The 13,576-nt window shown below is 31.6% G+C and carries 17 protein-coding genes; all 17 read left to right on the top strand.

Going from position 1 to position 13,576, the window contains the following annotated elements:
- Positions 1-79: 79 nt before the first annotated feature.
- The 17 genes from V4D31_RS03125 to V4D31_RS03045 all read left to right on the top strand — a co-directional run bounded on the left by V4D31_RS03125 (position 80) and on the right by V4D31_RS03045 (position 13,576).
- Positions 80-472 (top strand): DEAD/DEAH box helicase, encoded by a 393-nt coding sequence (locus tag V4D31_RS03125; RefSeq protein WP_353686788.1) that lies wholly within the window; start codon positions 80-82, stop codon positions 470-472.
- Complete coding sequence (locus V4D31_RS03120; protein ID WP_353686787.1) at positions 447-593, top strand: hypothetical protein; 147 nt, start codon at positions 447-449, stop codon at positions 591-593. The genes V4D31_RS03125 and V4D31_RS03120 overlap by 26 nt, the downstream gene beginning before the upstream one ends.
- Positions 568-834, top strand: a complete 267-nt coding sequence (locus V4D31_RS03115; protein WP_353686786.1) for a hypothetical protein — start codon at positions 568-570, stop codon at positions 832-834. The genes V4D31_RS03120 and V4D31_RS03115 overlap by 26 nt, the downstream gene beginning before the upstream one ends.
- Positions 812-1,552 carry a CRISPR-associated endonuclease Cas3'' gene (locus V4D31_RS03110; RefSeq protein ID WP_353686785.1) on the top strand — a complete coding sequence of 247 codons (741 nt, stop codon included), beginning with the start codon at positions 812-814 and terminating at the stop codon, positions 1,550-1,552. Before V4D31_RS03115 ends, V4D31_RS03110 begins: the two co-directional genes overlap by 23 nt.
- Positions 1,553-1,556: 4 nt before the next feature.
- Complete coding sequence (cmr1, locus tag V4D31_RS03105) at positions 1,557-2,876, top strand: type III-B CRISPR module RAMP protein Cmr1 (protein WP_353686784.1); 1,320 nt, start codon at positions 1,557-1,559, stop codon at positions 2,874-2,876.
- Entirely contained in the window at positions 2,860-3,261 is a 402-nt protein-coding gene (locus tag V4D31_RS03100) for an HI0074 family nucleotidyltransferase substrate-binding subunit (RefSeq protein ID WP_353686783.1), read from the top strand. Before cmr1 ends, V4D31_RS03100 begins: the two co-directional genes overlap by 17 nt.
- The gene (gene cas10, locus V4D31_RS03095; protein WP_353686782.1) at positions 3,248-5,995 is read left to right on the top strand and encodes a type III-B CRISPR-associated protein Cas10/Cmr2; all 2,748 of its coding nucleotides are present in this window, start codon (positions 3,248-3,250) and stop codon (positions 5,993-5,995) included. Before V4D31_RS03100 ends, cas10 begins: the two co-directional genes overlap by 14 nt.
- Positions 5,996-7,105 (top strand): type III-B CRISPR module-associated protein Cmr3, encoded by a 1,110-nt coding sequence (gene cmr3 / locus V4D31_RS03090; protein WP_353686781.1) that lies wholly within the window; start codon positions 5,996-5,998, stop codon positions 7,103-7,105.
- Positions 7,102-8,349, top strand: a complete 1,248-nt coding sequence (locus tag V4D31_RS03085) for a putative CRISPR-associated protein (protein WP_353686780.1) — start codon at positions 7,102-7,104, stop codon at positions 8,347-8,349. Before cmr3 ends, V4D31_RS03085 begins: the two co-directional genes overlap by 4 nt.
- The gene (gene cmr4 / locus V4D31_RS03080; protein WP_353686779.1) at positions 8,342-9,418 is read left to right on the top strand and encodes a type III-B CRISPR module RAMP protein Cmr4; all 1,077 of its coding nucleotides are present in this window, start codon (positions 8,342-8,344) and stop codon (positions 9,416-9,418) included. The genes V4D31_RS03085 and cmr4 overlap by 8 nt, the downstream gene beginning before the upstream one ends.
- Positions 9,419-9,427: 9 nt before the next feature.
- On the top strand, positions 9,428-9,847 hold the full coding sequence (gene cmr5, locus V4D31_RS03075; protein WP_353686778.1) for a type III-B CRISPR module-associated protein Cmr5: 420 nt from the start codon (positions 9,428-9,430) through the stop codon (positions 9,845-9,847).
- Positions 9,844-10,827 carry a type III-B CRISPR module RAMP protein Cmr6 gene (cmr6, locus tag V4D31_RS03070; protein WP_353686777.1) on the top strand — a complete coding sequence of 328 codons (984 nt, stop codon included), beginning with the start codon at positions 9,844-9,846 and terminating at the stop codon, positions 10,825-10,827. The genes cmr5 and cmr6 overlap by 4 nt, the downstream gene beginning before the upstream one ends.
- 2 nt (positions 10,828-10,829) lie before the next feature.
- Positions 10,830-11,654, top strand: a complete 825-nt coding sequence (locus V4D31_RS03065) for a putative CRISPR-associated protein (RefSeq protein ID WP_353686776.1) — start codon at positions 10,830-10,832, stop codon at positions 11,652-11,654.
- Between the two features lie 65 nt (positions 11,655-11,719).
- Positions 11,720-12,268 carry a hypothetical protein gene (locus tag V4D31_RS03060; RefSeq protein WP_353686775.1) on the top strand — a complete coding sequence of 183 codons (549 nt, stop codon included), beginning with the start codon at positions 11,720-11,722 and terminating at the stop codon, positions 12,266-12,268.
- A gap of 92 nt (positions 12,269-12,360) precedes the next feature.
- Positions 12,361-13,062: a type I-A CRISPR-associated protein Csa5 gene (gene csa5 / locus V4D31_RS03055; protein ID WP_353686774.1), complete on the top strand. Its 702-nt coding sequence runs from the start codon at positions 12,361-12,363 to the stop codon at positions 13,060-13,062.
- Positions 13,052-13,276 carry a DUF433 domain-containing protein gene (locus tag V4D31_RS03050; protein WP_353686773.1) on the top strand — a complete coding sequence of 75 codons (225 nt, stop codon included), beginning with the start codon at positions 13,052-13,054 and terminating at the stop codon, positions 13,274-13,276. Before csa5 ends, V4D31_RS03050 begins: the two co-directional genes overlap by 11 nt.
- 87 nt (positions 13,277-13,363) lie before the next feature.
- Positions 13,364-13,576 carry a DUF433 domain-containing protein gene (locus V4D31_RS03045; protein ID WP_353686772.1) on the top strand — a complete coding sequence of 71 codons (213 nt, stop codon included), beginning with the start codon at positions 13,364-13,366 and terminating at the stop codon, positions 13,574-13,576.

The raw sequence follows: 13,576 nt of genomic DNA, 5'->3' as shown, positions 1-13,576 counted from the left end.
CCTCCATGGGATTGATACAGAGGGAGAGACTTTGATATGATTTAAAGTAAAAAAGGAAAATGAAGGAAGTAAGTTGAGAATGGAAGTTTTCCAGAAAATTTTTGGATTTAAGCCTTATGAGTTTCAAATTAAAGTGTCGGAGGAAATATATCAAGGAAATCTTCCAATTCTGTTTAAAGCTCCAGCAGGCTCTGGAAAAACAGAAGCAGTTTTAGTGCCCTTTTTATCACAATTTATCAATAATAAGTTTGAAATAGCACCTTGTATGATTTATGTATTGCCGATGAGAGTTCTTGTAAATAGTATCGCAGAGAGAATTAAAAAATATGCTGAAAAAATTTCTCCACACATTACTGTTAAAGTCCAGCATGGCGATATCCCAATTCGCCATTTTTTAGAGGTCTGCCGTTTTGTCAACGAAACCCTTGATTATAAAGCAAGCGATTATGAGGCAAGAGATACGTTTAATTGATTTGTATGAATGCGTTTTATATGCTGATAGAAAACCAGAAAACATTCAGGTAAGAAATAGCAAACCAGTAACCTTAGTTGTGGTTGACTTTTCTATTGGAGAAGGTAAAAGAAAAGGATAGAATCCAAGACAGCATTAACAATACTAATTTTAAAGAAAATTCAATAGATGTTGACATAGGTGTAGCATGGATGCTTTTTGAAAATAAAATCTTAAAATACAAGGTTAAATATGACATTGATTCTAAAAAATGGTATTTTGAAGAGATAAGAAAAATTACCCCATTTAGCAAGTATATTCTTGAGAAAAATGATTATGATGAAAACATAGGAGTGAAAAATGACACATCATATTTTATTTAAAAGTGCTCCAGATGAAAGCTATACTGATCACATTGAAAAAGCATTAGAGAAATTCGAAGTAATTTATCCTTTATTTGAAAAGACAATTTTAAGGATTTTTAATTTAAGAGATGCATCTGTCTGCAAAGATATATTAAAACAGATAGTTTTGTTTCACGACCTTGGGAAACTGACAAAAAAATGGCAGGAAAATTTACGTACAAATAAAAAGCTTCCATCTCATGCTCCAATTGGTGCAGGGTTTCTTTATAAAAAATTAACAAATGAAGATGTAGATGAAAATTTAAAAAATGCAGTAATTTTTGCTATAGCAATTCATCATACTGATAGCGGACTTCTTGGAGATAATATCGAGAGACCTGATGTACAAGCGATTGTTGATGGAATAGCTGACTTTGATGGAAATATAGATTGGCATAAAGAAATAGATAAATTGGATAAAAAATATTTTCCAAATGAAGCAAAAAGTCTTAAAGTTGCGGATTTAAAAGATATGGCAAGAGATCTAAGAGTCTGGGCTAAAGGTTGCAGGCTGTTAGAACAGCATCAAAGAAGGCTTCAGGCATATTTAATTCATCACATATTAAAACTCTGCAATATTTCTGCTGCAGTGGAAAGAAAAGGATATCTGAAAGAAGATGACAAAGATTGCTATGGTGGATGGTTAATGGTGGAGGATATTGTAAAATATGTTAATAGTGTGAATGTAAGGAGGTGAGCAAATGAACAGATGTAGTCTTTTATGCCAAGTCATAACGCCAATGTTTATAGCAGGAGCGGATAGTAGAACTCCTGAGTTAAGACCATCTGAATTTAAAGGTATGATGAGGTTTTGGTGGAGGGCAATAAGGGCTGAAAGTGATATTGATAAATTGAAAAAAGAAGAGGCAGAGATTTTCGGTGGGACAGGAGAGAAGGAAGGAAAAAGCAAGGTAAGGATAAAAGTGATTCCTCAGCGAGCCCATCAGTTCATTGGATGGAATTTAAAAAATGACTATGGTTTAGATTGGCACTTTGATAAAGATACTCAATCATTGGCAGGGAAGGATGCTGGAATAGGATATTTACTTTATTCAACGGTTTTGCCAAGACAGGAAAGAAAATTTATAAAAGATGGATTTGAATTTAATATAGAGCTATCCTCCTTTGATGAAAAATCTTTCAAAAATGCTATTGCCTCTCTCTGGGCATCAATTTATCTTGGTGGTTTTGGAACAAGGGCAAGAAGAGGTGGAGGAAATATTATTGTAAAAAAGATAGAAGGTGAGACATATGGAATTAATTTTATCCCCAAAGGAAGCAGTTCAGATGAAATTTTCAATTGGTTAAAGGGAAATCTTCATAAATGTTTTGAAATCGTAAGAGGAGGCCTTCCTTCAAATTTTGTTTCAGAATATTCAAATCTATCTTTTTCAAGAATAATTATCTCCAACCAGCTATTTCCTAACTGGAAAGATGCTTTAAATAATATAGGCAAGATTTATTTAGATTTTAGGAAAGAACATAAATCTAATGTTTTAGATACAGCAGTCTTTGGATTACCAAGAAAACATGCCATTGCTGAAAAAGGGAACATAAAAATAAATCGTCGGTCATCTCCATTAATTTTTAAATTAATTAAAACAATAAATGGTTTTGCTTGGCTTGTTATACGCTTATCAAGTGAGTTCTTAGAAGAAGGAACAATTATAAAAGCTGGTAGTAGGATTCAAAAACCAGATTATAAACTCATTGATGAATTCTGGAATGAATTAAAAAATAAAGGTAAGGAATATATTTTATCACAGCCAAAAATTTTAAATAATATTATTCATAAGATAGAAAACCAAATTTTACCTAAAAAGATAATTCTTTTCGGTTCAAGGGCAAGAGGAGATGCTCATAGAAACGCAGATATTGATATTGCAGTTGAGAGCGGAAAATTCATAGGTGGAATAGATATCATTGCTCCAATAGATATAGTTGATTTAAAAAAAGCAAATAAAGAACTTAAAGAAAAGATAGAAAGAGAAGGAATAATAATTTATGAGAGAAAGGGTTAAAAGAACATTTTTTGATTTTGAAAAAGCAATCCAAAACCTAAAAATTGCGGTAGAAAAAGCAGTTGATGACTTGGATATTGATGGAGTGATAAAAAGGTTTGAACTTTGCTATGAACTTTCATGGAAGGCGATAAGAATTTATCTCGAGGATTTAGGAATTATTTGTAAAAATCCGAGAGAATGTTTTAAACAGGCAAAAATAAATGGTTTGATTGAAGATGAAATAACATGGATGGAGATGATAGAGACAAGAAATAGACTTGTTCATGAATATTCAGCAGAGTTTTCAAGAGAGATATTTGAAGAAATAAAGACAAAATATGTAAAAATTCTTGAAGATTTATATAAAACATTAAAGGAGAGGTTGAGTGATGAGTTGGTATAATGATTTTCTTAAAAAATTCTTTCACGACCCAGTAGATAAACCTTTTGATATACCTACGCATGAGCGAAGGGTAAAAGAGTATGCAGAGATTTTTGGAGTTTCAGGAATTGAGGAAGGAAAATATTCAGACCAGATTGCTTCATGTATGGAAAGAAGTTCGCTTCCAAAGTCAAAGAAACTTACAGAAATAAGGCATCCGCTTTCTGATGAAAAGATAAAAGTTGAAGGTATTGAATTTGAGCAGGCGATTAAAAAAATTAGAGAAATTTTAGAAGAGATAGTAAAAGAATATAAATTTGTAGAAGATGAAAAAAAATCACTTTTAATCTGGAGAAATCTATTAGAAGAGCTCATTGAGAAAACAGATGAGAATCTGAAAAAATTTATTCCTTTGCTTCCCGCATATACAAGGTTTCCTGATCACTCAATATGGGAGCATCTAAAAATATCAACGGCAATAAACGCAGTTTTTTTAAGAGAAAAAACTCAAGAAAGCAAAGGGCAAAACAACTCACTTTTCCTTTTCACAATAGGTCCTGTTCAATCTTTTATCTCACAAGCAAGAAAGACGCAAGATTTCTTTATGGGAAGTTTTATGCTTTCTTATTTGACATTTGTTGCTATGAAAAACGTTATAGAGAAATATGGTCCAACATCAATTATATATCCTGATTTGTATAGGCAGCCTTTTATGGATTGGTATCTTGAAAACGAAAAGGTAAAATGGCTATCAATTAAAAATCCACATTTAAAAGATATTGCTTTACCAACGATTCCAAACAGGTTTGTAGCGATAATTCAAACAACAGATGAAACGGAGATAAAAAACCTTGCAAATGAAATGAGACAAGCAATTAAAGACGAGATTACTGCCGCAAGGGATACAATTTTTAAAGAGTTAAAAATAAGCTTAAATGATAGTCAAAAAAACATAGTATATAATCAACTTTCTGACTTTCCTCAAATCTACTGGGTTGCTATTCCTTGGAGAAAAGGAGATAGGGATTTGGGTATAATTGAAGTTTTGGAAAAAGATGAAAAAGGTGAAGATAAAAAAGTTAAAAAATTTTATAAAGAAGATTTGAAGGATTTTTTTACAGATGAAAAATTAAAAAATTGGCAGGAATTATGGGATTTTGGGAAAGATAAAGGTGAATATGAACCGAATATCGGCTTTCTCTATCAACTTCTTTACACTGCTTTAGAAAAATCAATGGGAGCAAGAAAGAATTTGAGGGAATTTAGGCAAAATCCAGAAGCAGGAAGAAAATGTTCAGTTTGTGGAGAAAGAAATGTAGTTTTCTTTTGGGAAAGCAAAAACAAAGATAAATTTAAGAGATACAATCCGGATGCATTAGACCTTACTAAAAAAATAAGTGAGAAATATCTTTCCGATGGAGAAGGGCTTTGCTCTTTATGCTTGTTAAAGAGAACTTTTGATATTCATCTAAAAGAAAAAGTAAGCGATGCCTTTAAAGATTTCTCTTTTCCTTCAACTGCAGAGGTTGCAAGTGCTGATTTTAAAGAAAAGGCAATCGAAAATGCGAAAGATGAATTTTATAAGTTTGTAAAAAGGTTTCACGAATTGGCGAAAAAGGATTACTTAAAAGTCAAACCTCTGCCAAAATTAGAAAACAAAATTACAGAGAACCTTGAGGGTTCGTGGTTTTATGAAGAAAATTATACTGAAAAGGAAGGAATTGATATTAATACAAAGGAAATAGAAGAATTAAAGGAGAAGTTAAAGAAAATTACAGATAAAGTTGAGAAACCAAGCCCTTACTATGCAATCCTTTATCTTGATGGAGACAATATGGGAAGATGGCTTTCGGGGGAATTGTTGCCAGAGATTCAACATGCTTATAACTCAGAGGTATGGGAAAGATTGCCCGAAGAATTTAAAAAAGAATTAGAAAAATATGTTCCCAAAAAGATTTTAACACCGGCTATTCATTCCGCCATATCAACAGCATTAAGAAATTATGCAATTGAATTTGTAAAGAAAATTGTTGAAAAGGAGCATCTTGGGAAACTCATTTATGCTGGTGGTGATGATGTTTTAGCTTTTGTTAATTTAAGAGATTTATTTGATGTAATGGAAAAATTAAGATGGGCTTTTTCAGGACAGATAAAATTTGAAAATGGCAATATAGAAGTAGATATGAGTAATACTTCTGGTTTTGTTCTGAAAGACGGGGTTTACTATTTAACCATGGGTAAAAAGGCAACCTGTTCAATGGGGGTGGTTATTGCCCATTATAAGGAGCCATTAAAGATTGTGATTGATAAGGTATTTGAGATGAAAAAGGAAGCAAAGAAGGAAGAAAAAAATAAATTTGCCATTTTACTTATGAAGAGATCTGGAGAAGAAAGGATTGGTATTGCTGAATGGTTGATTGACGGAAATTTGACAACAGAAATTCTGAAAACTTTAAAAGATTGTATGAATAGAGAAAATAAAAATTATATCTCAGATGGATTTATACAAAAATTAAAACAGGAGTTTGCAAAAATAAAAGAGAAAGAAGGTAGTTTCGGATTGACCGGAGAGATTTTTAACACAGAACTAAAAAGATTATTGACAAGGGCTTATAATGGTGAAAGTAAGAGCCGAAAAGAAATTGTTGAAAAATTCTACAATAAAGCAAAATTACTTTTCTGGCGGACAGGAGAAGATATAGATAACTTCACAAATCTTCTTGAAATTGCAAGTTTTATGAATAAGGGGGAATAGATGTTTTATAAGATTAAACCACTCGATACATTATTTTTTAGAGATGGAAGACCATTTTCAATGGGTGCTGAAACCTGGGCAAATCCTGTCTTTCCTCCATATCCATCAACGGTTTATGGAGCAATTAGAACATGGCTTATTTTTGAATGGGGAAATTTAGAAAAATTTAAAAAAGGAGAACTAAAAGAAGAACTTGGAACGCTTGAAAATAAAGGAAGTTTGAAAATAAAGGGTCCATTACTTGCTTTAGAAGATATCTTATATTTCCCTGTTCCGAAGGATTTGCTTAAAGAAAAAGGAAAAAAAGATGAAAAATTATATGATATTGATTTAGTAAATAAGCCAGAAATTTTCATATCTGATTATAACTTGGCAAAATGTTTGGTTAATAAAAGTGATACCGAGTTAGAGGAAGCAGATGAGTTGCTTGATAGAGATAGATTAAAGGATTATTTAGAAGGAAAGGAAATAACCAATTATACAAAATATACAGAAAATACAGAAAAAGACAAATTATTTACCAAAGAGCTAAAAACAGGAATAAAAAGAAGTAGAAAAACATTATCATCCGAAGAGGGATATCTATACAGAATCCCAATGATAAGGCTTGATAAAAAAGCAAGTTTATATATTGAAATTGAAGGTATAAACAATTATCCAGAAAAAGGATTGATTCAGCTTGGTGGGGAAGGTAAAACAGCACAAATAGAAAAAATTCAAAATAGCCTTATGGAAAGCTTGCAAAATGTAAAATTTAAGTTTGAAAACAGAAGGTTTAAGATTTATTTCGCAATACCAGCAATATTTAAAAAAGGTTGGCTTCCTGATTGGATTGATGAAAGTAGTTTTGAAGGAGAATTTAATGGAATAAAACTTAAACTTATTGCTTGTGCAATTGGGAAATTTGTTTTAATTGGTGGCTGGGATCTGGCAAGAAAAAAGCCAAAACCAATGTACAAAGCAGTTCCTGCTGGAAGCGTTTATTACTTTGAAATTTTAGATGATTCAACGCCGGATAAGATTAAAGATGCTTTTCATTTAAAAAATATATCTGATATAAACTCTGAGGATGGGTTTGGATTAAGTTTAGTTGGAGAGGTGAAACTATGAAAAAGATAATCACAATGGTTGGAACATCATTATTTGAAAATTATATTGAAAAAAATGATGATACGAATTTTAAAAATGCCTATAACCATCTCAAGAATAACAAAATCAACGCCCAAAATCTGGATAGTGAATCGCAAAGAAGAAAAAATATTGAAAAAGGATTAGACCGAACATGGTTTGAAAAACATAAGCAAAATGTCTCAGCAGAAATTAAAAGTTTAATAAAATTAAAAGAAGAACTCAATGAAGATTTTGAAATACATCTCTTATATTCTGATACCGCTTTAAGTCGTCTTGCTGCTGAAATTTTACAAAAAGCTATAACTCAATATTATGATGAATTTAAAGATTGCGAAGTTAAAATAATAGAAATTCCTAAACTTCAAATTTGGGACAAAAGAGAATTCATGGAAGGAATGAGTAATTTAATTAAGAAAGTTGACGAAATTTCAAAAGGCTCTTGGGAAAATGTTATTATTAATATTACTGGTGGATATAAAGCAACCATTCCATATTTAACAATCCTTGGTCAGATTAACAGATGTCCAATTTATTACATTTTTGAAGACACAGATGCACTGATAAAAATTTCTCCTACACCAATAAGTATAAATTGGGGGATCTTTGAAAAATATTCTCATATACTTGAAAAATTTGAAAAAGGTATAGATCAATTAAATGAATTTAAAAAGGATTATTCTGAATATGATCAATTTTATGAAGAATTAAAATCTTTAATCTGGATAGATAACCAACTTCAGCTTGCAGAGTTAAATCCAATTGGTAAAATTTTCTGGCAACTCTACCAAAAGAATATAATAGTGTATATTCCTACGCAGTCGCAATATTTTAAACTTCCTCAACCACATAAAAGAAGAATAGAAAATGCTGTAAGAGAATTATATGGAAGGCTAAAAACTTTTTTAAAAAATGAAAAGAATAAGTCATCATGTATCAAAAAGATTATTAATTTGACAGATCAGAATGATTTAAGACATGGACCAGTAATTGATGAAGAAGAAGGAGTTTTTATTTTTAAATCAACAAATGAAACACATATTAGACTTTTATATTCTTTTAACCTCTCGCCTATAGGTGAAGTGACATCAATTATAATTTATGATTTTGTATATGAAAAATTTGACCATTCTAAATATATAGAACAATTTAAAAGAAATTACCCAATTATTAAAGATAGAGAAAAAACTATTTTACCAGTAAAAAAGGAGGTAAGCCATGTTTAAAAAAATTAAACTATTTTTTATCATAGCAGAAACACCTCTTCATCCGGGTAGTGGTGGAGAATTAGGACTTGTTGATTTACCAATACAAAGAGAAAGGTACACCGACTTTCCAAAGATTGAGGCATCGGGGCTGAAAGGGTGTATAAGAGAGGCGTTTGAAAGTCAATTAACATTAGACAAACAGAATAAGCAATATCGTTTATTAAATAATGAAGTTATAGGTTGTCTGAAAAAAGAGTTTAAAAATATTGAAGAGATTTGGAGGGAAAAGAAAAATGGTAAAGAAGTAGAAAACACTGACAGAGACGGAAATAAATTAATTTTGTACCAACAAGCAATTAACAATATCTTTGGTCCTGAAGATGGAGAAGCTCATGCTGGCGCCCTTGCCTTTACTGATGCAAGGATTCTGTTATTTCCTGTAAAGTCACTAAAAGGGGTCTTTGCCTGGATTACTTGTCCTATGGTTTTAGAAAGGTTTAAGGAAGATCTAAGGCTTGCCAGGGAAATTCCAAATGAACTCAATATTGATTTTTCAACTTTAGAAAATACTTTGCCTCAACAAACAAATATTTGTATTGAGTCAAAGGTAGTTCTTGAAGAATACACTTTTGAAGTAAGAGAATCTGAAACAACTTCCAAAATAGCGGAGTTTCTTTCTGAAAAAATTTTTCCAGATACAAACACAAATGCCCCATACAAATTCTGGCGGAAAAAACTTGAAAAAGACCTTGTAATCCTTTCTAATGATGATTTTACCCAATTTGTTAAGACATCTACTGAAATAATCACAAGGACAAAAATAGATAACAAAACTGGAACTGTTGCATCAGGTGCTCTCTGGACAGAGGAGTATTTACCTCAGGATACAATTCTTTATTCCCTTGCTATGGCCTCACCGGTAAGGGTTGAGAAAGAAGAGGCAAAAGGAGTTCTAAAAGGAAATACCCCTGAAGAGGAAGCAAAAAAAGTTTTGGAATTCTTTGAATCAGGATGTCCTGAGGTCCTTCAAATTGGTGGAAATCAGACAATAGGGAAAGGTTTAGTAAGAATTCAAATTTTTAAATAGGAGGATAAAATGGCTGAAAAAGAATCATTCATAACCAAACTTGAAAAAGGAAGGGCAGAATTTGCATATAGGTGTGTTGAAGAAGCCAAACAAACCTTCCAGGGTGAATCTAAAAAACAAAAAGAATATAAATCATATGTAAAAAAAATTCCTTCAATGGTTTTATCAAATGGACTTGGTCAAACACTTGCTTTTGTCAAAGCAAAGAGTAAAAAAGAAAATGCCTATGATTTAATTTACAAGCAATTAACAGAATATATGAAAAGCAACCATACCACAAGAATTTCTATGCAACAGAGTGAAGCTGACCTTGTTAAATGGGTTATCTCCTGCAATTCTCAAGATTATCGCTATATAACCCAGGAAATCCTTGCTTTCTTACAATGGCTTAAAAGATTTGCTGAAGGGTTAATTGAGGAGGAAGAATGAGGAATAAAGAAAGAAGAATTATCGAAAAATACAGCAAAGACTACTTGTTTTATACTTCAAAGGATACCCAAAGAATTTTAGGGAGCATTATTTCAAAAATAAGAATTGAGAGGTTTGACGAAAGAAAAAAGAAATGGGAAAAGAAAGATTGGGTTTATGATGCATCTTCCGACTTTGTTAAAAATCCTTCTTTAATCTTTGGGAAATTTATTCCTGAAAGTTTAGTTGACGGGGAAGAAAAGGAAAACAAAGACAAATACTTATATTTGGTTATTAAAGAATTTGAAAGAATTAAAAATGATTATGTTCCGACTCTTTTAAAGAGGATTAAAAAAACTATAAAAGAAGATTTTGAGAAAAACGGTTTTGTAATACAAGACTTCTCTTTAGCTTTATCCTGGCGTCTTGTAATTGGTCTTGGTGCATCTCATCCACAGGAAACATCAATGACACTCCACCACATCTATGGAATTCCCTATATTCCAGGAAGTGCAATAAAAGGAGTAACAAGACATTGGGCAGTCTTGAGGTTTGCTGAGGAATTAGCAAAGAAAAATAATTTAGGGATAGAAAAAGCGATCGAAGAGGTTTCAAAGAAATTAGAAAACGGTGACGAATCTTTAAGTCTCTTTTTGGATACCATATCTTTTCAAGATTTAATCAAAATCTTTGGCACTCAAAAAGAAGAAGGAAAGGTAATTTTCTTTGATGCCTATCCAGATGAAAACATAGAATTAAAAATAGATATTATGAATCCTCACTATCCAGATTACTATGGAGGCGATAAACCACCAACTGACTGGCAAAATCCAGTTCCTATAAAATTTTTAACAATTGAAAAAACGAAATTCCAATTTTATCTTGCATCAAGAGATAAAGATTTACTAACTAAAGCAGAAAATTTACTGAAAGACGCTCTTAAGAACTTTGGCATAGGTGCAAAAACATCTTTAGGATATGGAGTTTTTGAGGAGGTTTAACTATGAAGGAGTTTCACATAATAAATGTAGGTGTAAGTATAATCACAAATTATCAAAAAGTCCAAGAAGAATTAAAAGACAAAAAACTCCCTGATAATGAATTCTGGATAGACTTTCTTAAAAATCCAAAAAAATTAGATGAAATTTATAATTTTGTCTGTAAAGATCCCAAGAAATATTCTGCTGAATTGAACTCATTTCTGAGAAAAATAGAGAATTCAAAAAATCAAATTGAGGTCTACTTTACTGGAACAAAAACACCTGTAAATAAGATTTGCGTAAGAACTCTTAAAAGGTTTATGAGAGAAAATGATTTTACTGTATATGTTTCAAAAGAATTTCCGGGATATTTTATGGAAACTTATACTGGTGAAGACAGAATTAAAAGTTTCACACACGGTATTTCTGATATGCTTGACCATTTAATCAGATTAGCAAATAGGAAAAAAGAGGAAGGATATAAAGTATTTTTCAACCCTACAGGTGGATTTAAAGCCCATGTTATTGCCTGTGCTCTGGCTGGATTTATGACTTACAGTGAAGTTTATTACTTAAATGAGGAATTTGAGGATGTTATAACCTTCCCACCACTTTTCTATATTCCTAAAGGAAGAGAAATTGATTTATTAAAAATTCTTGCTGATAAAAAGCCTCGTTCTGGTAAAGAATGTGAAGAAATTTTTAAAGAATATGAGAAGGAAATTGAACGCCTTATTCTATACAACTTAATAGAAGATGAAAAAGATGATACAGGGAGAATTTTTAGAATAAAGATATTAAATAAAGGTGAATTAATAGTAAAAGAGTTTCAGGAAAGAAAATTATAACCCTCTACACTCCGGCAACAGGTTTTCCTGATTTAGAAGTAAAAATTGCCTATGGACTGGCAAGGGTGGGCATTGAGGCAGGGTGTGATTTTCATATCACCCCTCAGCAAGATTTTTATCAAATAGAGCTTGATAATTTTTCATCAGACAAATTTAAACAATCATTTTTAATGATTCTTGAAAGAATTTTATCTTCCGATAGGTTTTTTGATTTAGAGGTAAAGGCAAAAGATAAAGGAAAATATTCAACAAAAAAAGAGAGCACCGAACGACTACAAGGATTATTTCAAAACCATAACTTAGAAAGCTTCTATCAATTAAACGAATTCGCAGATTTTAATTTTAAAAAACATATCTTCTGTGGACACAAAGATGTAAACAAATTTGGAGGAAGTAGCGGATTAATACTTATCTCCTCTTTTCATGCTGGCAAGCCATATTTTAGAGATAAAATTTATGATAAATTTAATATGAACTTATGTGAAATTTGTGGATATTTAGCAGTATTAGGACTTCATTCATTTGGTTTTGTTATCCAGATGGGGACTGGCAAAAATACAAAATATGTTTTGGTTTTACCTTTGCCTGAAAAAATCTCAAAAAAGAAGAATTAATTAAGCTGTTTTCATTACAAAAAACATTGCACAACTTTTGGCTTTCAGACCTTCAACCCTTAACGACTTTTTCAATTGGGCTATTAGCAAGAGTGCCTTCCATATGTGATATCATTAATGAATTACAACTCCTTTTTCATCTGACATTAGTCTCGAAAGATAATCGTCGCGATACAGTTGTGGAACAAACAGCAGTAGTGAATGCTATAAACTTTTCAAAATTTATTTCATACTCACCATACAATAGTGCAACCGTTGAAAAGCTACTTGGAAACTATAATGAAAAGCCAAAAATTTCTTCCCTCATTGAGTTAGCAAATGCTCTTGAAAATTTTAATAATGATTCCTTACTTAAATTCCCCCGTCTTTATGTTCAGGAGACATCAACAAATAACTGGGTAAATCTTTTATATCCTGAAACAGTAAAATATCTTTTAAAGGAGGTTGCTATGATAAAGCAGGAAATAATTGAAAACCCCGCATTACAAAGCCTTGCAAGAACATTGAGATATTTTATAAGAGAAAGAAAGTATGGATATGCTGATGATATAAGAAATGCAAGGAAGGATTCAAGAGACTTTGAAGAGACAATTGCTAAGATGCTAAGAGAAGGAAGATTAAGGCTTGAACAAGAAGAAAAGATACATCTTCCAACGGACGAGGAAATGAAAGAAGTGTTTAGACTGGCTAATGAGGATTTTGAAAACACAAAGACAGCCCTTGTAATACTTGCCTTTTCCTTCCCTTCAAAGGCTGAGGAAGAACAAACCGTGGAGGTGCAACATGAAGTATAGAGATAGAATAGAGATAAATCCAGAGATCCTTGTTGGGAAACCAATTATAAAAGGAACTCGGATTTCAGTTGAGTTTATACTTGAATTCCTTGCAAACGGCTGGGATATAGAAAAAATACTTAAAAACTATCCACAACTTACAAAAAAAGACATTATTGCTGCAATTGAATATTCCTTAGAGATACTCAAAGAAGAAAAAATCTATGCTATATGAAATTTCTTGCTAAGGTGAGAATGTAGTGATTGGTGCGATTGACAAAAAGATGAATTTCTGATAAAAATAAAGGCAATAGGGCGAAAAATGTATTACAAAGATAGAGTGAGAAATCAGGGCATCCTGGAAAGAAAACCAGTCATAAAACTCACCAACAAATCCATTGAATTTCACCTTGAATTACTTTCAAATGGATGGGAGATAGGAGAAATTCTAAAAAATTATCCTCAACTTACAAAAGAAAATGTTATTGCTGTTGGTGAGTATTTAACTATAACATATACAAGCAGAGGTAAATAA

It is taken from the genome of Thermodesulfovibrio sp. 3462-1, from assembly GCF_040451425.1.
GTDB lineage: Bacteria > Nitrospirota > Thermodesulfovibrionia > Thermodesulfovibrionales > Thermodesulfovibrionaceae > Thermodesulfovibrio > Thermodesulfovibrio obliviosus.
The sequence above is the reverse complement of the archived record's forward strand: the minus strand, read 5'-3'. Positions and strand labels throughout refer to the sequence as shown.

Bases quoted from the DNA above. Each gene is read 5' to 3' on its own strand.
- V4D31_RS03045 (WP_353686772.1), top strand. From the start codon at position 13,364: ATGTATTACAAAGATAGAGTGAGAAATCAGGGCATCCTGGAAAGAAAA.
- cmr4 (WP_353686779.1), top strand. From the start codon at position 8,342: ATGTTTAAAAAAATTAAACTATTTTTTATCATAGCAGAAACACCTCTT.
- cmr5 (WP_353686778.1), top strand. From the start codon at position 9,428: ATGGCTGAAAAAGAATCATTCATAACCAAACTTGAAAAAGGAAGGGCA.
- cmr1 (WP_353686784.1), top strand. From the start codon at position 1,557: ATGAACAGATGTAGTCTTTTATGCCAAGTCATAACGCCAATGTTTATA.
- cmr6 (WP_353686777.1), top strand. From the start codon at position 9,844: ATGAGGAATAAAGAAAGAAGAATTATCGAAAAATACAGCAAAGACTAC.
- V4D31_RS03125 (WP_353686788.1), top strand. From the start codon at position 80: ATGGAAGTTTTCCAGAAAATTTTTGGATTTAAGCCTTATGAGTTTCAA.
- V4D31_RS03065 (WP_353686776.1), top strand. From the start codon at position 10,830: ATGAAGGAGTTTCACATAATAAATGTAGGTGTAAGTATAATCACAAAT.
- V4D31_RS03120 (WP_353686787.1), top strand. From the start codon at position 447: ATGAGGCAAGAGATACGTTTAATTGATTTGTATGAATGCGTTTTATAT.
- V4D31_RS03050 (WP_353686773.1), top strand. From the start codon at position 13,052: ATGAAGTATAGAGATAGAATAGAGATAAATCCAGAGATCCTTGTTGGG.
- V4D31_RS03110 (WP_353686785.1), top strand. From the start codon at position 812: ATGACACATCATATTTTATTTAAAAGTGCTCCAGATGAAAGCTATACT.
- V4D31_RS03085 (WP_353686780.1), top strand. From the start codon at position 7,102: ATGAAAAAGATAATCACAATGGTTGGAACATCATTATTTGAAAATTAT.
- V4D31_RS03100 (WP_353686783.1), top strand. From the start codon at position 2,860: ATGAGAGAAAGGGTTAAAAGAACATTTTTTGATTTTGAAAAAGCAATC.
- cas10 (WP_353686782.1), top strand. From the start codon at position 3,248: ATGAGTTGGTATAATGATTTTCTTAAAAAATTCTTTCACGACCCAGTA.
- cmr3 (WP_353686781.1), top strand. From the start codon at position 5,996: ATGTTTTATAAGATTAAACCACTCGATACATTATTTTTTAGAGATGGA.